17 protein-coding genes are annotated in these 20,434 nt (G+C 68.1%); 9 read left to right on the forward strand and 8 right to left on the reverse strand.

The features are described 5' to 3' along the window. Positions 1–394: 394 nt before the first annotated feature. Together IEZ09_RS46950 and treZ are read left to right on the forward strand one after the other, a co-directional pair. Positions 395–2,194: a trypsin-like serine protease gene (locus tag IEZ09_RS46950; RefSeq protein ID WP_229813271.1), complete on the forward strand. Its 1,800-nt coding sequence runs from the start codon at positions 395–397 to the stop codon at positions 2,192–2,194. 73 nt (positions 2,195–2,267) lie between these two features. Continuing rightward, a complete protein-coding gene (gene treZ / locus IEZ09_RS35960) occupies positions 2,268–3,956 on the forward strand; it encodes a malto-oligosyltrehalose trehalohydrolase (protein ID WP_189258282.1) in 1,689 nt (562 codons plus the stop codon). Here the strand turns inward: treZ and IEZ09_RS35965 are convergent. Beyond that, on the reverse strand, positions 3,875–4,219 hold the full coding sequence (locus IEZ09_RS35965; RefSeq protein ID WP_189258283.1) for an ANTAR domain-containing protein: 345 nt from the start codon (positions 4,217–4,219) through the stop codon (positions 3,875–3,877). The two genes, treZ and IEZ09_RS35965, sit on opposite strands and share 82 nt — an antisense overlap. A 216-nt stretch (positions 4,220–4,435) precedes the next feature. Here IEZ09_RS35965 and IEZ09_RS35970 point away from each other — a divergent pair, with 216 nt between their 5' ends. The 4 genes from IEZ09_RS35970 (at position 4,436) to IEZ09_RS35985 (ending at position 6,421) form a co-directional block, all read left to right on the forward strand. Continuing rightward, a complete protein-coding gene (locus IEZ09_RS35970; RefSeq protein ID WP_166045808.1) occupies positions 4,436–4,615 on the forward strand; it encodes a CsbD family protein in 180 nt (59 codons plus the stop codon). Beyond that, a complete protein-coding gene (locus IEZ09_RS35975) occupies positions 4,593–5,219 on the forward strand; it encodes a UdgX family uracil-DNA binding protein (protein ID WP_189258284.1) in 627 nt (208 codons plus the stop codon). The genes IEZ09_RS35970 and IEZ09_RS35975 overlap by 23 nt, the downstream gene beginning before the upstream one ends. A 265-nt stretch (positions 5,220–5,484) precedes the next feature. After that, on the forward strand, positions 5,485–5,742 hold the full coding sequence (locus IEZ09_RS35980; RefSeq protein WP_189258285.1) for a helix-turn-helix domain-containing protein: 258 nt from the start codon (positions 5,485–5,487) through the stop codon (positions 5,740–5,742). 169 nt (positions 5,743–5,911) lie between these two features. Then, the gene (locus IEZ09_RS35985) at positions 5,912–6,421 is read left to right on the forward strand and encodes a hypothetical protein (RefSeq protein ID WP_189258286.1); all 510 of its coding nucleotides are present in this window, start codon (positions 5,912–5,914) and stop codon (positions 6,419–6,421) included. Here IEZ09_RS35985 and IEZ09_RS35990 read toward each other — a convergent pair whose 3' ends face one another. Further along, positions 6,422–7,606 (reverse strand): cytochrome P450, encoded by a 1,185-nt coding sequence (locus IEZ09_RS35990; protein ID WP_189258287.1) that lies wholly within the window; start codon positions 7,604–7,606, stop codon positions 6,422–6,424. It lies immediately after the preceding gene. 133 nt (positions 7,607–7,739) lie between these two features. On the opposite strand from IEZ09_RS35990, the gene IEZ09_RS35995 reads away from it, so the two are divergent. Further along, positions 7,740–10,547 carry a glycosyl hydrolase family 95 catalytic domain-containing protein gene (locus IEZ09_RS35995; RefSeq protein ID WP_189258288.1) on the forward strand — a complete coding sequence of 936 codons (2,808 nt, stop codon included), beginning with the start codon at positions 7,740–7,742 and terminating at the stop codon, positions 10,545–10,547. After that, positions 10,544–12,535 carry an NPCBM/NEW2 domain-containing protein gene (locus IEZ09_RS36000; RefSeq protein ID WP_229813272.1) on the forward strand — a complete coding sequence of 664 codons (1,992 nt, stop codon included), beginning with the start codon at positions 10,544–10,546 and terminating at the stop codon, positions 12,533–12,535. The genes IEZ09_RS35995 and IEZ09_RS36000 overlap by 4 nt, the downstream gene beginning before the upstream one ends. Here IEZ09_RS36000 and IEZ09_RS36005 read toward each other — a convergent pair. Then, positions 12,489–13,784, reverse strand: coding sequence for an amino acid permease (locus tag IEZ09_RS36005; RefSeq protein ID WP_229813273.1), 1,296 nt, complete (start codon positions 13,782–13,784; stop codon positions 12,489–12,491). The genes IEZ09_RS36000 and IEZ09_RS36005 overlap by 47 nt on opposite strands. A 141-nt stretch (positions 13,785–13,925) precedes the next feature. On the opposite strand from IEZ09_RS36005, the gene IEZ09_RS36010 reads away from it, so the two are divergent. Then, on the forward strand, positions 13,926–14,396 hold the full coding sequence (locus IEZ09_RS36010; protein WP_189258290.1) for a hypothetical protein: 471 nt from the start codon (positions 13,926–13,928) through the stop codon (positions 14,394–14,396). 325 nt (positions 14,397–14,721) lie between these two features. On the opposite strand, the gene IEZ09_RS36015 is transcribed toward IEZ09_RS36010, so the two are convergent. The 5 genes from IEZ09_RS36015 to gabT form a co-directional block, all read right to left on the reverse strand. Next, on the reverse strand, positions 14,722–15,252 hold the full coding sequence (locus IEZ09_RS36015) for a CAP family protein (protein ID WP_189258291.1): 531 nt from the start codon (positions 15,250–15,252) through the stop codon (positions 14,722–14,724). 368 nt (positions 15,253–15,620) lie between these two features. Next, positions 15,621–16,754 carry a glycoside hydrolase family 88/105 protein gene (locus tag IEZ09_RS36020; protein ID WP_370467776.1) on the reverse strand — a complete coding sequence of 378 codons (1,134 nt, stop codon included), beginning with the start codon at positions 16,752–16,754 and terminating at the stop codon, positions 15,621–15,623. Between the two features lie 66 nt (positions 16,755–16,820). Further along, on the reverse strand, positions 16,821–17,783 hold the full coding sequence (locus tag IEZ09_RS36025; protein ID WP_189258292.1) for a LacI family DNA-binding transcriptional regulator: 963 nt from the start codon (positions 17,781–17,783) through the stop codon (positions 16,821–16,823). 57 nt (positions 17,784–17,840) lie between these two features. After that, on the reverse strand, positions 17,841–19,151 hold the full coding sequence (locus IEZ09_RS36030) for an aldehyde dehydrogenase family protein (RefSeq protein ID WP_189258293.1): 1,311 nt from the start codon (positions 19,149–19,151) through the stop codon (positions 17,841–17,843). After that, positions 19,148–20,431, reverse strand: coding sequence for a 4-aminobutyrate--2-oxoglutarate transaminase (gene gabT / locus IEZ09_RS36035; RefSeq protein WP_189258294.1), 1,284 nt, complete (start codon positions 20,429–20,431; stop codon positions 19,148–19,150). Before gabT ends, IEZ09_RS36030 begins: the two co-directional genes overlap by 4 nt. Positions 20,432–20,434 lie beyond the last annotated feature (3 nt).

Below are 20,434 nucleotides of genomic sequence, written 5' to 3' on the forward strand. Positions count from 1 at the left end.
GTCCGCCCGGCCTGGAAACACCGGAAAACCGTGTTGTAGGAAGGAAGTTCGGCGATCCCCCTGGTCCGTCGGAAAGTCACCACCCGGCGGTGGACCTCGTGGTAGCTCACACCTGCCCACGACTTCAACGCGCGCAAGCGGCCGGCGAGATCTTCGAACGTTCTTGCCCCCTGCGGTCCGGGAGGATCCCCCACCGGTCCGCCTCTTTCCCCTCTGGCCACGCATTTTCTCCCGTTCCCCCCAGGAGGGCTTCAACGTACTGAGGCCGTCGCCGGCTGTCACCGGGGCGGACCGCTCAGTGGTCGAAGTTGGTCGAGAACGGTGACTGGCGAGGGGCCAGTCGGCACTGTCGGCCGCGGTGAACAGCTCAACAAGCGAGGGGGAATCGCGAAAAGTGAGACTCATCAAGAGATCCCTGGCCGTTCTGGCCGCGGCGAGCATGGCGACCGCGGGGCTGGCGGCGCAGGCTCACGGGGATGACACCGACCCGCCCAGCACCAGGATCGTCGGCGGCAACGTCTCGCCGACGAACGCCTACCCGTGGATGGTGTCCATCTCGCGGCCCGGCGTGTTCAACCACTGGTGCGGCGGCACGCTGATCGACCCGAACTGGGTGCTGACGGCGGCGCACTGCGTCAGCGGGCTCACCGCCGCGAACTTCAGCACGCTGATCGGTCAGACCCGGATTTCCGGCGGCTCCGGCGGCGACGTCCGCAGCGTCGCCGAGATCCGGATCCACCCGCAGTACACCAGCGCCAGCGGCAGCGGCTTCGACGTCGCGCTGATGCGCCTCAGCTCGGCGTCGACCAAGGCGCCGCTGCAGATCGCGACCTCGGCCGAGCGCGACACGTGGATGCCGAACGCGACCGTGCGCACGATGGGCTGGGGCGCCACGTCCGAGGGCGGCGCGGGCAGCAACGACCTGCGCGAGGTCGACGTGCCCGTCCAGCCGGACTCGACGATGTCCAGCGCGGCCGCCTACGGCAGCACCTTCAAGGCCGACACGATGCTGGGCGCCGGTCCGCTGGCCGGTGGCAAGGACAGCTGCCAGGGCGACTCCGGCGGTCCGCTGCTCGCGGGCACCGCGCGCGGCTGGCGGCAGGTCGGCATCGTGTCGTGGGGCACCGGCTGCGCCCGGCCGAACAAGCCCGGCGTCTACACCAGGATCGGCGACCAGTCGACCAACGACTGGGTGCGCTCGAACATCCCCGGCTCGTTCGCCGACGGTTTCGCCAGCAAGAGCGGCGACTTCAACGGTGACGGCAAGGACGACGTCGTCACGTTCACCCGTGGTGGGTCCGCGGACGTGTACGTGGCGCTGTCGAACGGTTCGTCGTTCGTGGGTACCGCGGTGAAGTGGCACGACTGGTTCGCCGCGTGGGACGAGGTGCCGCTGGTCGGTGACTTCAACGGTGACGGCAAGGACGACATCGCGACGTTCACCCGCGGTACCTCCGCCGACGTGTACGTGGCTCTGTCGAACGGTTCCTCGTTCGTCGGCACGGCGGTGAAGTGGCACGACTGGTTCGCGGCGTACAACGAGATCCCGGCGGTCGGCGACTTCAACGGCGACGGCAAGGACGACATCGCGACGTTCACCCGTGGTGGGTCGGCGGACGTGTACGTGGCTCTGTCCAACGGTTCGTCGTTCGTCGGTACCGCGGTGAAGTGGCACGACTGGTTCGCCGCGTACAACGAGATCCCGCTGGTGGGCGACTTCAACGGTGACCGCAAGGCGGACATCGCGACCTTCACCAGGGACGGCTCGGCCGACGTGTACGTGGCCACCTCGAACGGTTCCTCGTTCGTGGGTACGGCGGTGAAGTGGCACGACTGGTTCGCGGCGGGCGCCGAGTTCCCGGCCGTGGGCGACTTCGACAACGACGGCAAGGACGACATCGCGACGTTCACGCGTGGTACCTCCGCGGACGTGTACGTGGCCAAGTCGAACGGTTCGTCGTTCGTGGGTACGGCGGTGAAGTGGCACGACTGGTTCGCCGCGTACAGCGAGATCCCCGGAACCGGTGACTTCAACGGTGACGGCAGGGACGACATCGTCACGTTCACGCGCGGCGACGCGGCCGACGTGTACGTCGCGACCTCGAACAGCTCCTCGTTCGTGGGCACGGCGGTGAAGTGGCACGACTGGTTCGCCGCCTACGCCGAGATCCCGGCGGGTGGCACGGCCTGGTGACCTGATCACCCTGCAGGGGGCGGTGGCCGCGGCCACCGCCCCTCCCCGCGTCCGGGGGACTAGCGTGTGTGCGGTGACGTTCTCGGTCTGGGCTCCCACGCCCGAGCAGGTCCATGTCCGCGTCGACGGTGTCGACCACGAGATGAAGCGCGACGGCGACTGGTGGCACTCACCCAAGATTGATCTGGCCGCCGACGGGACGGACTACGCGTTCGTCATCGACGACAAGGCGTATCCGGATCCGCGGTCGCTGTGGCAGCCCAACGGGGTGCACGAGGCGTCCCGTGTGTACCGGCACGATTTCGAGTGGACGGACAGCGCGTGGACCGGCAGGACGTTGCCGGGCGGCGTGATCTACGAGCTGCACATCGGCACGTTCACGCAGGAGGGCACGTTCGACGCGGCCATCGGGAAGCTCGACCACCTGGTGGATCTCGGCATCACGTTCGTCGAGGTCATGCCGGTCAACAGCTTCGACGGCACCGAGGGCTGGGGCTACGACGGCGTGCTGTGGGGCGCGGTCCACGAACCCTACGGCGGCCCCGACGGGTTCAAGCGGTTCGTGGACGCCTGCCACCGCAAGGGGCTCGCCGTGCTGCTCGACGTGGTCTACAACCACCTCGGACCGTCCGGGGCCTACCTGGACAAGTTCGGGCCGTACTTCGCCGGCCGCAACGACTGGGGTCCGGGGCTGAACCTGGACGGACCCCACTCCGACGAGGTCCGCCGGTACGTGATCGACAACGCCCTGCAGTGGCTGGGGGACTTCCACGTCGACGGGCTCCGGCTCGACGCGGTGCACGCGTTGGCCGACCAGCGCGCTGTGCACATCCTCGAAGAACTCGCCGTCGAGGTGGACGCGCTCTCCGCCAGCCTCAACCGGCCGTTGAGCCTCATCGCCGAATCCGACCTCAACGACGCGAAGCTGGTCACCGCACGCGAAGGCGGTGGCTACGGCCTGCACGCGCAGTGGTCCGACGATCTGCACCACTGCCTGCACGTGGCGCTGACCGGCGAGACCTTCGGCTACTACGAGGACTTCGCGGCGCCCGGCGCGCTCAAGAACACGTTGGAGAAGGTGTTCTTCCACGCGGGCACGTGGTCGTCGTTCCGGGAGAAGCACCACGGCAAGCCCGTCGACACGGCGCTGATTCCCGGCCATCGGTTCCTCGCGTACACGCAGAACCACGACCAGATCGGCAACCGGGCGACCGGAGACCGGCTGCCCGCGTCGGTGTCCAAGCAGAAGTTGCTGTGCGCCGCGGCGATCGTGCTGTGCTCGCCGTACACGCCCATGATTTTCATGGGGGAGGAGTGGGCGGCTTCCACGCCGTGGCAGTTCTTCGCGTCCTTCCCCGATCCCGGGCTGGCCGAGGCGGTCAGGACGGGGCGGCGCCGGGAGTTCGCGCGGCACGGCTGGGGTGAGTCCGACGTGCCGGACCCGATGTCGCCGCAGACCGTGCAGAACTCGCGGCTGCGCTGGGACGAGGTCCACGAGGGTGAGCACGCGGAGGTGCTGGAGACGTATCGGGCGCTGATCGCGTTGCGCCGCCGCAGGCCGGAGCTCGCCGATCCGCGGCTGGACAGGTTCGTGGTGGAGCAGGACGGGCTGTGCTTCGTGCTGCACCGCGGGGCGACCCGCGTGGTGGTGAACCTCGGCACGACGCCCGTCCCGCTGCCTCAGGGCGACGTGCTGTTGACCTCCTCGGCGAACCCGTCATCGGTTTCACCGGAGTCGTTCGCGGTGGTCGCGCTGACGTGATCCCACAACACCTGGTCGGCCGGGTTGACCGGCCGGCCGAGGTGAGCGTGCACGAACGCCGTCACCAGCCGGTCGGCGGCGACGTGCAGCTTGATGTTGTGGTGCTGGGACACGTGCACCAGCAGCCCGAACGCCTGCTGGGGTGTGCAGGGCTTGCGTGCGGCGATCAGGCCCGTGGCCTGCCCGATGACGGTCCGGGACGCCAGAGCCTTGCGCAGCCCCGCGACCTCGGCCTCGAGGGCGGTGATTCTCGCGGACGACACCGCCGGCTCCTTTCACGTCGTCATGGTCACAGCGGCATGCCGATGGGGACGACGGCTCGGGAGCGCTCGAAAAGGCGGGACACACCCAGAGCAAGCCATCTCATCGGCTTGCGGCTGGGTTCTCAACCGCGAGTGATCACCTTATCAACTGTTTCGGACGGTGCTCGCCGGGTAACCAATCGACGTAGCTGACCACGTACCGAAGGAGCCTGATCCATGGGTGCCGACGACAAGTTCAGCAACAAGGCTGAAGAGCTGAAGGGCCGCGCGAAGGAAGCTGTCGGCGACGCCACCGACAACGAGCAGTGGCAGGCCGAGGGCCGCGCCGAGCGCGCGAAGGCCGACATCAAGCAGGCCGGCGAGAAGGTCAAGGATGCCTTCCGCTCGGACAAGTGACGCGACCAGCGCCGCCCAGTTCGTCCCCGAGGGGAAGGACTGGGCGGCGCTGCGTTCGGCGTCCTGCGCGTGCCGAGGCTGCGAGCTCTACAAGGACGCCAAGCAGACCGTGTTCGGCGAAGGCCCGGTGCCGGCGCCGCTGATGATGGTCGGCGAGCAGCCGGGTGACCGCGAGGACGTCGAGGGGCACGTGTTCGTGGGCCCTGCCGGACGGTTGCTGGACAAGGCGCTGGCGGCCGCGAAGATCGCGCGGGACGAGGCGTACCTCACCAACGCGGTGAAGCACTTCAAGTTCACCGAACGGGGGAAGCGCCGGATCCACCAGCAGCCCCGGCGGTCCGAGGTGGTGGCGTGCTTCCCGTGGCTGCGCGAGGAGATCAGGGTCGTGCAGCCGCGTTTGATCGTGTGCCTGGGGGCCGTCGCGGCGAAGGCGTTGCTGGGGTCGTCGTTCAAGCTCACCGAGCACCGCGGCGAGGTGCTGGAGCAGGACGGGTTGAAGATCGGGGTGACCGTGCACCCGTCGTCCGTGCTGCGGGCGGAGAACTGGACCGAGGCCTACGAGGCGTTCGTGGCCGATCTCAAGGCGTTGAGAAAAGCGCTGTGAAACGGGACAACCCCCGGACGACTCCCGCGTGAGCGGGCCGAGCGGGACCAGCGCTCGGAGTCCGGGGGCCGGGTGGCTGCCTTGGTTTGCACTAGGCGTCACCGAGGACTGGTCCTAGCGGACAGCCACCTCACGAGTCCTGTAGCTATACAACTTCGGACCACCTCCTCTCTTGTGTACGACGAACCTATGTCGTGATCCGCTGGCGGTGCAACGGAGTTTTACGACCGTCTCGACTTGCGCGTTTCGCGTAGAATCCGCAGACATGGTGCGCATTCCCCTGACCTCGACGGAGCGGGAGCGCGGCAGGCGGCTCGGACAGTTGCTGCGCAACGCCCGCGGCGACGAGAGCATGGTCGAGATCGCGGCCCGCGCCGGGTTGTCGGCCGAGACCGTGCGCAAGATCGAGACGGGACGTGCCCCCACGCCGTCGTTCTTCACCATCGCCGCGCTCGCGGGTGCGCTGGGCATCTCGCTGGACGCCATCAACGAGGTGCTGGCGCCGCAGAGCCGCTCGGCCTAGGACGTCCCGCGATAGTGGGAATTCGCCTCGGGTGAGTGACGACGAAAGTTGGTCCTACCCCGGCCGTTCGCCGAGTAAACCTTTGACTTGCCTTCCTGCTGCGTGTTCCGGTGGATCCACGAGATTCACTCTTCTCGCAACAGGGGGAATGATGAAATTCATTTCAGCGGTGATCGCTGCGTTCCTGACGTTCGCACTCGTCGGTGCTCCCGCGGTGTCCGCGGCACCGGCGGAGCAGGTCAGCAGGGGTGAGATGCTGCAGCGCGCGGCGTCGTGGCTGACGGCGAACAACGGTGGCCGCGTGCCGTACAGCATGAAGACGTACTGGAAGGACGGCTACCGGCAGGATTGTTCGGGTTATGTGTCGATGGCCGCGAAACTGGGGAACGCAAATCCCAAGGGTGGTCCGAACACCGAGGCCCTGGCCACCGCCAAGTACACGACGCCGGTGAAGATCGCCGACATGAAGCCGGGTGACCTGTTCATCGATCCGGTGGACGAACCGGGGTCGGACTTCCGGCACGTCGTGATCTTCGAGAAGTGGACCAAGGGCGACAGGTCGGAGTACCTGGCCTACGAGCAGCGCGGCGGGTTCGGCACCGACCACCGTCCGCTCAGGTACGGCCTTGAGCCGAACAGCAAGTACCGCGCTGTCCGGCTCAAGAACGTCACCGGCTGATCACCAGGTGACCGGCATGGCCAGCGGACCCCGCATGGCCATGCCGGTCCGCCACCGCGGTTCCCCGGTCAGTCGCAGGCCGGGGAACCGTTCGAGGATCGCGGTCAACGCGACCTGGAGGTCCATCCGCGCGAGCTGGGCGCCGATGCAGTGGTGTGGCCCGTGCCCGAACGCGAGGTGCCCCTTGGCGTTGCGCGTCACGTCGAACCGGTCGGGGTCGGGGTACTGGCGCGGATCGCGGTTGGCGGCGTGCTTGGCGAGCAGCACGGGCTCACCCGCGAGAACGGTGCCACCGCTCAGTTCCACGTCCTCCAGCGCGTACCGCGGCAGGATGTCGGCGATCTCCTGGGCCGGGATCCAGCGCAGCAGCTCTTCGACGGCGGACGGCATCAGGTCCGGGTTCGAGCGGAGCAGATCGGCCTGATCCGGGAACTTCAGCAGCGTGTACACGGAGTTGGCGATGTGGGCGGCGGTCGAGTCGTAGCCGGCGCCGAGCAGCAACACCGTCAGCTGCACCAGTTCGTCCGCGGTGAGCCGGTCGCCTTCCTCCTGCGCCACCACCAGCGTGCTGATGAGGTCGTCCTCCTGGTGCTCGCGCCGTTGGTCCGCGAGCCCGGCGAGGTAGGCCGCGAGCTCGCCCAGCCTCGACATCTTCTCCTCGTCCGTCATGGCCGTGATCGACATGAACGCGGCGGCGAGGTCCTGGAAGTGGTCGCGGTCGGCGTACGGCACGCCGAGCAGATCGCAGATCATCAGTCCTGGCAAGGGAACCGCGTACGCCGTCACGGGATCGGCAGGCGGGCCCGCCTTCTCCATCTCGTCGAGCAGCTCACCGGCCGTGCGTTCCGCGCCGGCCCGCAACTGTTCGACGCGGCGCACGGTGAACGCGTGCGCCAGCAGCCTGCGCAACCGGGTGTGCTCGGGCGGGTCGAGGTCGGTCAGGATCGCGCCCATCCGCTGCGGGCCCATCCGCGGTGTGTCGCGGACGGCGGCCTGCGCGAGGCTGAACCGCGGATCGCTGAGCGCCAGGCGCACGTCGTCATATCTCGTGAGCAGCCAACCTTCTTCGCCGTGCGGGAGCTTGACGCGGGCCAGCGGTTCGGTGTCGCGGAGCCGGCCGTACATCGGGTCGATCTCGAGCCCGTCCACCGGACCGAACGGGTAGGAACGCGCAATCACGAGCATCCTCCAGAGTTGGTAAACGGTTTCATCCGAGGCTTGACTGGTCTTGACCGCGTTTGAGGGGCGTCCTAGGCTGCGCTGGAAGGTACACCTCCGATCTTTGTTCGCTGCCGCCGCGGACCTGAAGGGTGTTGGAGTGGATCTGTCGCGGCGCGGACTGCTCGGTGGGGTGGTGGCTGGGGCGGCGCTCACGGCGTTGCCCGCCAAGGCGAACGCGGACCCGGAGCTCACCGGGTGCGCGACGAGGATCGACTGGGAGCGGTTCCTCGGCGAGCAAGACCTGGTGTGGCAGCGTATCCCGCGCGCCTGGTACGAGGGACCGTTCCTGGGCAACGGTTTTCTCGCCACGGCCGTCTACCGCGAGCCGGGTGCGAACGCGGTCCGGTTCACCGTCGACCACGCGAAGGTGCAGGACCACCGGCCGCAGTTCGGCAACGAGTGGGGCGTGGCGCGGCTGCCGGTCGGGCGCCTCCTGCTGACGCCACAAGGCAAGATCACCGGGGTCGACCTCCGGCTCGACCTCTTCAACGCCGAGCTGCGCGGCAGGATCATCACCGACCGGGGCGAGCTGAGGGTCAGGGCGTTCGTGCACGCCGAGAAGTCGTTGCTGCACCTGGAGGTGCGGCCGACGAGCGGCGAGAAGGACTGCGCGCTCGAGTTCCGGGCGCTCGACGCGATGAGCCCGCGCATCATCCGCGAGCCACCGCCGGCGACGTTGCCCCTCAACCCCAAGCCGGTCACCCGCACCGAGAACGGGCTGACGCTCGTCACGCAGGAGATGGTCGCGGGCGGCCAGACCGCCACCGCGTATCGCATCAGGCGACTCCACGGCCGCACGGAGCTGCTGCTGTCGGTGGACCACTCGTTCCCGGACCGCACCGCGGAGGTGACGGTCAGGGAGACCATCGGCAGAGCGCCGATCCCGGAGGTGCTGCGGCATCAGCACCAGCGGTGGTGGCATCGCTTCTACCGCAAGAGCTTCGTGTCCGTGCCGGACGCGTTGATGCAGAGCTTCTACTGGATCCAGCTGTACAAGCTCGCGTCCGGCGCCCGTGCGGAGGCACCGATCATGCCCACCACCGGGCCGTGGCTGGAGCCGACGCCGTGGCCCTCGGTGTGGTTCAACCTCAACGCCCAGCTCGAGTACTGGCCCGTGCACGCGTCCAACCACCTCGAACTGGACCCGATCCCGCGCACGATCGCGCAGAACCAGCAGATCCTCGTCGACGCGCTGCGGCCGGAGTTCCGCGCCGACTCGATGGGGTTGCGGCGCAGCACCGACCCGACCTTCCAGGACGCCGGGTTCGTCGGATCGCCGCTGCACCCGTCACCGGACCCGGAGATCGGGAACCTGCCGTGGCTGCTGCACAACGCGTGGCTGAGCTACCGGCACACCATGGACGAACGGATCCTCCGAGACATCGCCTTCCCGGTGCTGCGCAGGTCCACCAACTACTACCTGCACTTCCTGCGCAAGGGCAACGACGGCAAGCTGCACCTGCTGCCCACCTACTCACCCGAGTACGGCGTCGCACCGGACTGCAACTTCGACCTCGCGTTGCTGCGCTGGTCGTGCCGGACCCTCCTCGACAGCGCCAGGATCCTCAGGATCGACGACCCGCTGGCGCCGAGGTGGCAGGAGGTGCTCGACCAGCTCGTCGAGTACCCGGTCGACGCGGGTGGGTTCATGATCGGCGCCGGGGTGCCGTTCGCGAAGTCGCACCGGCACTACTCGCACCTGCTCGCGGTCTACCCGCTGCACGAGGTCAACTGGGAGCAGCCGGAGCGCCGCGACCTCATCGAGCGGTCGTTGAAGCACTGGCTGAGCTTCGAGGGGTCGTTGCGCGGCTTCACCTTCACCGGCGCCGCCTCGATCGCGGCCCAGATGACCCGCGGCGACGACGCATTGCGGTACCTGCGGGAGTTCGTGGCCAGGTTCGCTCAGCCCAACACGATGTACTTCGAGGCAGGCCCGGTGATCGAGACACCCCTCTCCGCGGCGAAGTCGTTGCAGGACATGCTGATCCAGAGCTGGGGCGGGCTGATCCGGATCTTCCCGGCCGTGCCGTCCGTGTGGCAGGACGTCACGATCCACGACACCAGGACCGAAGGCGCGTTCCTGGTCAGCGCGGTGCGGCGCGGCGGCAGGACGCGGTTCGTGCGCGTGCACAGCGAGGCCGGTCAGCCGTGCCGCATCCGCACGGGCATCGAAGGTCCCCTGCGCGTCCGCGGCTGTTCGAAGTGGAGCGTGCACGACGGCGTCGTGGAGCTGGAACTGCGGCGCGGCCAGGAAGCGTTGATCCACGCGAAGGGCGAGCGCGACTTCACCATCGCGCCGGTGCGGATCTCCCAGCCCGGAAAGCGGTGGGGCCTGCCCGCGTTGCCGCCTGGTGGCAGCACGGTGCCGGTGGACCTCAGCGCGGCGTTCGACAACGACGGGCTCTCCAACGAGTTCACCAGCAGGGACGGGAACTTCGACGGCCTCGGCAACACCTACCCGGCCGCCCAGCTGCCGCAGACGGGGTCGGTGACCGACGACGGCGTCCTGTTCGAGTTCCACAACGGTGACGAGGCGAGCAAGAACAACGTCATCGCCAACGGCCAGACGCTGGCCGTCCCCACCGGGAAGTACGTGAAGCTGCACCTGCTCGCGGCCGCCGACACCGGCAACGTCGAAGCGGACGGCGCCGTCACCTACGCCGGACGCTCGGCCACCGCGCGGTTCCGCGTCACCGCGTGGCAGCAGCGGCCGCAGTTCGGTGAATCGGAACCCGTTGCGACCACGCTGATGCACACGCCCGCAGGGCCGGTGCAGAAGCAGGTGTCGATCTTCCACCAGACGATCGAGCTCGATCCCGCCGAGGAGCTCTCCGCCGTCACCTTGCCCAGGACGGGCGGGCCGCGCCTGCACGTCTTCGCGATCACCCTGGAGAAGTCGAAGTGAGATCACTGCTCACCGCGCTGGCGCTCGTCGCGGCGTCCGTGGCCGTACCCGCACCACCCGCCGTCGCGGCGGACCCGACGCTGGCGCTCACACCGCCGATGGGGTTCAACAACTGGAACACCACCGGCTGCGACATCAACGAGCAGATGATCCGCGACATGGCGGACATCTTCGTGTCCAAGGGCTTGAAGGACGCGGGCTACCAGTACGTGAACGTCGACGACTGCTGGGCCGACGCCACCCGCGATCCCGAGACGGGACGGCTGCGCAACCACCCGACCCGGTTCCCCAGCGGCATGAAGGCGCTCGCCGACTACGTCCACGCCCGCGGCCTCAAGTTCGGCATCTACACCAGCGCGGGCACTCTCACGTGCGCGAAGACGATGCCGGGAGCGCTGGACCACGAGGAGCTCGACGCGCAGACGTTCGCGGACTGGGGCGTCGACTACCTCAAGTACGACAACTGCAACAACCAGGGCCGCCCGGCGCTGGAGCGCTACACGAAGATGCGGGACGCGCTGCGCAAGACCGGCCGCCCGATCGTCTACTCGATCTGCGAGTGGGGCCAGAACAAGCCGTGGGAATGGGGCAAGGGCGTCGGCCACCTGTGGCGCACCACCGGCGACATCAACGACACCTGGTCCAAGACCGTCGAGATCCTCAAGCTCAACGCGCCGCTGGACCAGTACGCGGGACCGGGCCACTGGAACGACCCGGACATGCTCGAGGTCGGCAACGGCCGGCAGACCACGACCGAGTACCAGAGCCACTTCGCGCTGTGGTCGATCATGGCCGCGCCGCTGCTGATCGGCGCGGACCTGCGCAAGATCGCGCCGGAGCACCTCGACATCCTGCGCAACAAGGAGATCATCGCGGTCAACCAGGACAAGCTCGGCGTCCAGGGCAAGGTGATCCATCAGAAGGACGGGCACTGGGTGTTCGTGAAGCCCTTGGCCAACGGTGACAAGGCGGTGGCGCTGTTCAACGAGTCCGAGGTGAACGCGACGATCTCCACCACGGCCCGCGAGCTGGGCCTGCCGCGCAGCGTCGGCTACACCGTGCGGGACCTGTGGCAGCACAAGAACTTCCAGTCCGCGGGCAGGGTCTCGGCCTCGCTGCCGCCGCACGGCACGGCGATCTTCCGGGTGAAGGCCTCCCAGGACTGGTTCACCCACGAGCCCGCGATCGACACCTCGCTGGACATCGCCGAGAAGTACGCGGGAATCCCGAGCACGATCACCCCGGCCGGTGAACCGTTCGTGGCGACCGTGACGGCGACCAACCAGGCACCGATCCCGGTGCTGGACGCGTCGACCTCCTTCACCGCACCCGCCGGGTGGAAGGTCGAGAAACTCTCCTCCGAACGCGCGCCCGTGCTGCTGACCTCGCAGTCGGTGCAGAGCAAGTGGCGGGTCACGCCACCTGCCGATGCCGCGCCAGGAGCCCATGTGCTCAACGGCTCGCTGGGCGTGACGTGGGTCGGACACGGCACCCTCACCCGGCCGGTGACCTCGCCGGTGCTGGTGCCGGTCGCGCCGCCGTCGGGTGCCTCGCTGTGGGCCAGCGACGTCACGTTCACCACCGAACGCAGCGGCTACGGGCCGGTCGAGCGCGACAGGTCCAACGGCGGCTACCTCGGTGGTGACGGCAAGACGCTGACCATCAACGGCAAGACCTACGAGAAGGGCCTCGGCGCGCACGCCAACGCCGAGCTGATCCTGTACGTGGGCGGGCGTTGCACGTCGTTCTCGTCCGACGTCGGCATCGACGACGAACGCGACGTGAACCAGCAGGGCTCGGCGATCTTCGAGATCTGGGCGGACGGCACCCGCGTCGCCTCCAGCGGTGTGCGCACGTGGAAGGACGACGCGGTGTCCATCTCAGGATCGTTGCAGGGAGCCAAGTTCCTGCGGCTCGTGCTGAACGACGGCGGCGACGGCGTCAGGTTCGACCGCGGAGACTTCGCCGGCGCGAAGCTGTCCTGCTGAGCGCGATCGCGGCGATGACGGCCACGAGCAGGCCCGTGGACAGGATCTGTCCGCGGGCCTGGTCGTCGTTCAGCATCAGGCCGATGATGGCGACGATGCCGGCGAGCGTCAGCCAGGAGAGGTACGGGTAGCCCCACATCTTCACCGTCGGGTTCTCGATGGTGCGGCGCAGGCGGATCTGGGAGATCGCGATGAAGCCCCAGACGATGAGGAGCGAGGAGCCCGCGGCGTTGAGGAGGAGCAGGAAGACGGTGTCCGGCCAGAGGTAGTTCAGCAGGACCGAGATGAAGCCGAACGTCACGGAGGCCAGAACGGCGTTGCGGGGCACACCGTTCTTCCTGTTCAGCAACGCCTTGGGGGCCTCGCCGCGCTCGGCCAGCGAGCAGAGCATGCGGGACGCGCCGTACAGGGTGGCGTTGATGGCGCTCAGCAGGGCGATCAGGATGACCGCGCTCATGATCTGGCCTGCCGCCGGGATGCCGATCCTGGTCAGCACCGCGACGTACGGGCTGGCGCCAACTTCCGCGCTGTTCCAGGGGAGGAGGGTGACGACCACGGCCATCGAACCCAGGTAGAAGATGAGCAGCCGGGTGATGGAGGTCCGGACCGCTTTGCCGATGGCGTGCTTCGGGTCTTCCGCGTCGGCCGCGGCGATCGTGACCACTTCCAGGCCGCCGAACGCGAACACCACCGCCATCAGGCCTGCCACCACGCCGCCCCAGCCGTTGGGGAGGAACGGTGTGAGGTTGGCCAGCCCAGGCGAGTCGACTGACGGGATCACTCCGGCGATGGCGGCTGCGCCCAGGGCCAGGAACACCACGATGGCGGCGATTTTGAGGCCTGCGAACCAGAACTCGAACTCGCCGAAGTTTCGCACGTTGGTGAGGTTCACCGCGGTCAGGGCGGACATGAAGATGAGGACCCAGGCCCATTGCGGGACCGCCGGGATCCAGGTTGACGCGATCTTGGCGGCGCCGGTGGCTTCCACCGCGAGGACCACGCCCACCGTCGACCAGTAGAGCCAGCCGATCGTGAAGCCCGCCCATTCGCCCAAGGCCTTTTCGGCGTGCACCGAGAAGGCGCCGCCGCTCGGGTGTTCTGCTGCCATCTCGCCGAGCATGCGCATGACCAGGAGCGCCAGGAGGCCTGCCAGGGCGAAGGAGATGAGGACCGCCGGGCCTGCCAGCGCTATGCCCGCGCCTGTGCCCACGAAGAGGCCGGCGCCGATCACACCTCCCAGGGCGATCATGGTGACATGGCGTTGGTGCAGGTGGGTCACGCTCTCCAGCCCCGTTCGAGTGTGCCGATGGCGGGCCGATAGTGAATTCATGGCGGCGGAGAGTCAAATCGTGTGATCGGGGTTACACGTCAATCCAATGAGGTGAGATCGATGAACTCGCCCAAGGGAGCTTTGCCGCGGCTCGACTCGTTCTCCAGCGCGTTCGAGCGGTACTCGTCGTGGGGATGGCTCGTACTGCGCTCGGAGAACCGGCTGCTGCTCACCACTGATCATCAGGTGTCCGCTGTGGAGCTTGCGGCTGGGATTGGCGGGGAGGTGCAGCACTACCTGTCTGTTCGGATGCTGGCCGGGCCGGTGGTGGTGCTGCCGGGGGCTTCCCGGCGGTGGCTCATCCTCACTGCTTCCGGTGATTCGGCTTCTCAGGTGAATCTGATTCGGTTGCGGGCTCGGGGCGCGTTGACTCATCGGTTGGGGACGTTGGTGCCGTTGCCGCCTTCCCGGATTGATCGTGGGGTGGTGGGGTGGTTGGGGGAGCCGCCTCTGGAGAAGCCGTTTTTGCCGCCGTTTTCGGCTGTTGTGGCGGCTTTGAGGGCTGTTACCGAGACTGCTGGGTTGCGGTGATTGCCGCCTTCGGCGGGCGCGTGGGTCTTGTGGGTCGTCCCCCTGGTGCGTTGGCGTCTTCCTGTTGCGTGTCCGTAGGTGGGCGCGTGCCGTAGTCATGTTCCGGTTGCTTTCTGGGGCTCCGCCCCAGACCCCGCCAATCTGATCAAAGACCCACCAGCGCCGCGGGCGGGTTGATGGCACGCCTGGTGCGATGGGCGGCCGCCGGTTGCGTAGGTGGGTTGCGTTCCGGGCGGGACCCACCCCACCAGCCGGGTATGCCAAGGACTGCTCGGCTGCGCCATCGCTTGGGCTCGGCTGCGTGGTTGGGGTGCCGTTGCGTGGGTCATGCGGTGGTGGTTGGGGGGAGGACGTTCGCCACGAACTGGGTCAGCGTGTTGCCCCGGGGTGCGAAGTTGACCACCACGTAGGTGCCGTTGGTGCCCTGCTTCAGGCCCACGCCCACGCGGTCGGAGGACTTCCAGACCATGGCCGTGAAGTGGAGGACGTCGTAGTTGATGTTGTCGGACGTCATCTCGCGGGTGTAGTCGTAGCCGGTGGATTCGGCGTACCACTTTTCCAGTGCGTTTGTGGCGACCGTGTCGAGGGATCGTCGGGTGCTGCCGGTCCAGTACAGGTTCTCGCCGTAGGGGTTGGCTGGGCGGTGTTCGAAACCGTCTGTCTCGTGCAGGTGATCTGCCCATTCCTGGGCTGTTCGGGTCACCTCGGAATCGAGGGAGAGAGGCGGTGCGCCGTGCTTTGCGCGGTAGGCGTTGAGCAGTTCCACCGTCTTGGCCACGGGGTCGGCGGCCGCGGCAGGGGGTGTCGCCGTGGCCAGGAGGGTGGCTGCGGCGATTACGGTCAGCATCGTTCGCATGACTGGGTTTGTCCCCCGAGTGGGGTAGGGGAGGCAACCCGTTGGGGCAAAGTTGGCGTCTTGATTGGCTCTGTGTAGCCGGGTCTTAGCCTATGGGTGTGATGGAGGCCACGCGCTGGGGTGTGTGGTGGGGGTCACCCCTACGACCCCCTTGGGTTCGTGAGTGATACCCCGGTTGCTGTCCAAATTCACTCCACAGGACGTCGTTGGGCCTCTACCTTTGTGATGTCAGCCACGACGGAAGGAGCCGGACATGGATCGCCACGAAATTCTCGCTGACGAGGACGGCCACATTCGCGGGTACGACTAGAAGAGCCATCGGCCGTGCGCGAGGGAGTCGCCCGAAGAGACTCCCTCGCGGCCGGAGGCTAGGTCGTGCGGGTCAGTTGTTCGTTCATGATTAGGAAAGCGCCCAGGCCGTGGAAGTCGTTCGTGTTTCGTGGGCGGGCGTAGTAGTAGTCGGCGTTGCCGACGTTGGTGCCCTCGGAGATGTCCCTGATGTTGGTCAGGCCGTCTGAGCCGACCGACGCCTTGGCGAGGACTCCCTGGTAGCCCTTTGTTGCGACGGCCTTGTAGGACGCGTCGATGTAGCCGCGTTCTGCGCCGCGCGAGAGCATGAAGGTGTACATCGACGAGGCTGAGGTTTCGGTCCAGTTCTTCGGGTTCGAGCACTTGTCGACGATCTGGCACCAGCGGCCCGTGGCGGCGTCCTGGTAGCGGGTGTAGCCGATGGCCAGGTGCTTCACGATGCTGATGAGGTCCGTCCTACCGGGGTGGTTGGCGGGCAGGATCTCCAGCAGGTCGACCGCGGTCATGCCGAACCAGCCGATGGCGCGGGCCCAGTGTTCGGACGAGTGCCTGCCCGGGTTCTTGGCCCAGGATTCCGAGCCGTCGGCGTCGTAGGCGTGCCAGAGCAGGCCGTCGTCGGACTTCAGGTGGGCGAAGTAGGCCTTCATGTTGCGGACGGCCTCGTCGTAGCCGTAGGGATCGTTGTAGGCCTTGGCGTACATGGCGATGAAAGGCTGGGCCATGTAGACGCCGTCTGCCCACAGCTGGCCGACCTTGCTGGTGGCGTGGAACATGCCGCCGTCGGAGGTGCGCGGGTAGCTGGTGAAGCGGGCGCGGAGCTTGTCGGCCGCCTTCTTGTACTTCGCCTGGCCCGTTTCCTGGTGCAGGATCACGAACAGCGTGGCGGAGCGCATGGCGTCGAGGTTGTTGAAGCTGTTGCTGATGCTGCCGTCGGACTTCACGAAGCGGTCGACCCAGGCCTTGATGTAGTCGAAGTACTTCTTGTCGCCTGTGCGCTTGTAGACCAGGTACTGGCCGTACAGGTACAGGCCGCGGGTGTAGCCCCAGCCGCCCAGCTTGTCCGGGGTGAAGCGTTTCATCGTCGAGTCGACGACGGCTTTGGACCAGTCGGCCGGCGGGGCGGCAGTGGCGTTCGTCGGGGCGATGAGCGCCAACGAGATGGCGAGAATGCCTAAGAAGCGAGCTGTCCTCACTAGTGCTCCTCCTACTAGCTCATGCGGCGGAGGCGAGGACGAGCATTCCGTTTGGTTTGGACCACGTCAAGCGGACATCGGATGTTTCCGGGTGCTTGCGCGGATCACGAGCTTTGTCGGGAGTTCGCGGCGTTCGGGTGGGGCGCCGTCGAGGCGTTCGGCCAGGAGGTCGACGGCCACCTTGCCCGCTTCCTCCGTCGGCATGGCGACCGTGGTGAGGGCGGGGGAGCACATCGCGGCGTACAGGATGTCGTCGAAGCCCGTCACGCTGATCTGCTGGGGCACCTTGACGTCGTGTTCGGCCAGGTAGCTGAGGACGCCGAGGGCCATCAGGTCGTTGTACGCGATGAACGCTGTCGCGGTGGTCCTGAGGGCCTGTTCGGCGGCTGCCAGGCCGCCGGCGAAGTTCGGTTCGAACGGGCCGAGGACCGGGGCCCGGTCGCGCAGGCCCTGGAGCCTGCGGTTGTGCGACCACGACGCGGTGGGGCCGCCGAGGTAGACGTACTCCTTGTGGCCCAACGATTCCAGGTGGGTGATGATCTGGTCGATGCCGGAGCCGCTGTCCATCAGCACCGACGAGACGCCCGGCACCGTGCGGTTGATGAGCACGAGCGGGGTCAGGTCGGCGAGTTCGGCGATCGTGTCGTCGGGCGAGAGTGGTGAGCACAGCACCACGCCGTCGACCTGGGGTGCCATCGTGCGGACCAGCTCGGCCTCGGTCGCCGGGTCCTCGCGGCTGTCGCAGAAGAACACCGAGGTGCCCGCCTCGCCTGCCCTTGTCTGCACGCCGCGCAGCACGGCGGGGTAGAAGGGGTTCTCGAGGTCGGGCACCACGATGCCGAGGTTGCCGGTGCGGCCAGTGATCAGGCTTCTCGCGGCGCGGTTCGGCTGGTAGCCGAGTCCGCGCACGACGTCCAGGACCCGTTGCCGGGTGGTTTCCTTGACGAGGCCCGGCGCGCTCAGCGCGCGCGAGACCGTCGAGACGGACACCTGAGCCTGGCGAGCGACATCCCTGATGGTGACGGCCACGCGTGCATCATGGCAGTCAAGGTCGAGATCGACCCATTCATCCGATGTATGGGGACCTCAGAGCTCCAGGCCCGTCAGCACGAGCACGCGGGGCTCCGTCAGGTCCTCCATCGCCGCCCGCAGGCCCTCGCGGCCGGTGCCGGACTCCTTCATGCCGCCGTACGGCATCTGGTCGGCGCGGTAGCTCGGCACGTCGCCGACGATCACGCCACCGACCTGGAGTCGTTGCGCGGCACGGAAAGCCAGTCGCACGTCGGTCGTGAACAAGCCCGCCTGCAGGCCGTAGCGGGAAGCGTTGACGCGGTCGAACGCCTCCTCCACGGAGTCGACGCGGGCCAGCAGCACGACGGGGCCGAACACCTCCTCGGCGCTCACCTTCGCGTCCTCCGGCACGTCCGTCAGCACGGTCGGCGCGTAGACCCTGCCGTCACGGGTGCCGCCGGTCAGCACGGTCGCCGAGGCCTCGTTCACCCACGCCTCAACGCGTTCCGCGGCGGCCTTGCTGATCAGCGGGCCGACGTCGGCGGCAACGTCGAGCTTGTTCACGTGCTGCACAACGGCTTCGGACACCGCGTCGTAGATGTCGGTGTGCACGTACACCCGCTGCACCGAGATGCACGACTGGCCGGCCTGGTACATCGCGAACGTGGCGATGCGCTGCGCGGCGAACTCGACGTCCTGCCAGTCGGGGGCGACGATCGCGGCCGCGTTGCCGCCCAGCTCCAGCGTGACGTGCTTGCGCGGCACGCGTTCCTTGATGCCCCAGCCGACCGGGCCGGAGCCGGTGAACGAGACCACCGGCAGGCGCGGGTCCTCGACGAGCCTGGCGGTGTCCTCATTGGACAGGTGCAGCACGGACCAGGCGCCGTCGGGCAGATCGGTCTCGGCCAGCAGCTCGCCGAGCAGGAACGCCACCTTCGGCGTCGCGGGCGCGGGCTTCAGCACGATCGGCGCGCCGACCGCGAGCGCCGGGGCGACCTTGTGTGCCACCAGGTTCAGCGGGAAGTTGAACGGCGCGATGCCCAGCACCGGGCCGCGCGGCACCCGGCGGACCAGCGCGAGACGTCCCTCGGCGGACGGGTCGGTGTCGAGGCGCTGCAGCTCGCCGGAGAACCGGCGGGCCTCCTCCGCGGCCCAGCGGAACGTGGAGATCGCGCGGGTCACCTCGACGCGGGCCCACTTCAGCGGCTTGCCGGAGTCGTCGTTGATGGCCTGCGCGAACTCCTCGGCACGCTCGGCCAGGCGCCGCGACACGTGGTCCAGCGCGGCGGCACGGCGGTGGGCGGGCAGGGCGGCGAACTCCGCGGCGACGGCGTCGGCCTTGGCGACGGCGTTCTCGACGTCTTCCGGGGTGGTGAACGGGATCATGCGAGCAGAGCTCCTTCGAGCACGTCGAGGCCTTCGGCGAGCAGGTCGTCCGGGATGACCAGTGGGGGCAGCAGACGGATCACGTTGCCGTAGGTGCCGCACGTCAGCACGACGACACCCTGGTCGTGGCACGCCTTCGCGACGCGGGCAGCGACGTCGGGCGTGCGTTCGGTGAACTCGATGGCGATCATCGCACCACGGCCGCGGATCTCCGCGATGCTGTCGGTCTTCTCGGCGACGGCACGCAACCGGCCGAGAACCGTCTCCTCGATGCGGCGCGCGGCGGCGTTGAGGTCGCGCTCGCGCATCGTGCGGATGGCACCGAGAGCCGCGGCGCACGCGACGGGGTTGCCGCCGTAGGTGCCGCCGAGTCCACCGACGTGCACGGCGTCCATGATCTCGGCGCGGCCCGTCACGGCGGCGAGCGGGAGGCCGCCCGCGATGCCCTTGGCCGTGGTGATCAGGTCCGGCACCACGCCCTCGTGGTCGGAGGCGAACCAGGAACCGGTGCGGCAGAAGCCGGTCTGGATCTCGTCAGCGACGAACAGCACGCCGCGCTCCCGGCACCACTCGGCGACGGCGGGCAGGAAGCCGGGAGCGGGTGCGATGAACCCGCCCTCGCCCTGGATCGGCTCGATCACGACGGCGGCGGTGTTGTCCGCGCCGACCTGCTTCTCGATGGCCGCGATCGCCCTGGCCGCGGCCTCGGCGCCCGTCAGGCCGTCGTGCAGCGGGTAGGACGCCGGCACCCGGTACACCTCGGGCGCGAACGGCCCGAACCTGTGCTTGTACGGCATGTTCTTGGCGGTCAACGCCATCGTGAGGTTCGTGCGGCCGTGGTAGCCGTGGTCGAACACCACGACGGCCTGCCTGCCGGTGACGTGCCGCGCGATCTTGACCGCGTTCTCCACGGCCTCGGCGCCGGAGTTGAACAGCACCGACCGCTTCTCGTGATCGCCGGGGGTGAGCGCGTTCAGCTCCTCGCACACCTCCAGGTAGCCCTCGTACGGCGTGATCATGAAGCAGGTGTGGCTGAACCTGTCGATCTGCGCGTGCACCGCCTCGGCGACCGCGGGGGCGGGGTTGCCGACGTTCGTGACGGCGATGCCGGAGCCGAGGTCGATGAGCTGGTTGCCGTCGACGTCGATCAGCAGGCCGTCGTCGGCAGAGGAGATGTAGACGGGCAGCGTCGAGCCGACGCCGGCGGCGACGGCGTCCTTGCGCCGCGCCTGGAGTTCCAGCGATTTGGGGCCGGGGATCGCGGTGCGCAGTCGGGTCATGTG

Origin of the sequence: Lentzea flava, from assembly GCF_014648475.1 — a bacterium.
GTDB lineage: Bacteria > Actinomycetota > Actinomycetes > Mycobacteriales > Pseudonocardiaceae > Lentzea > Lentzea flava.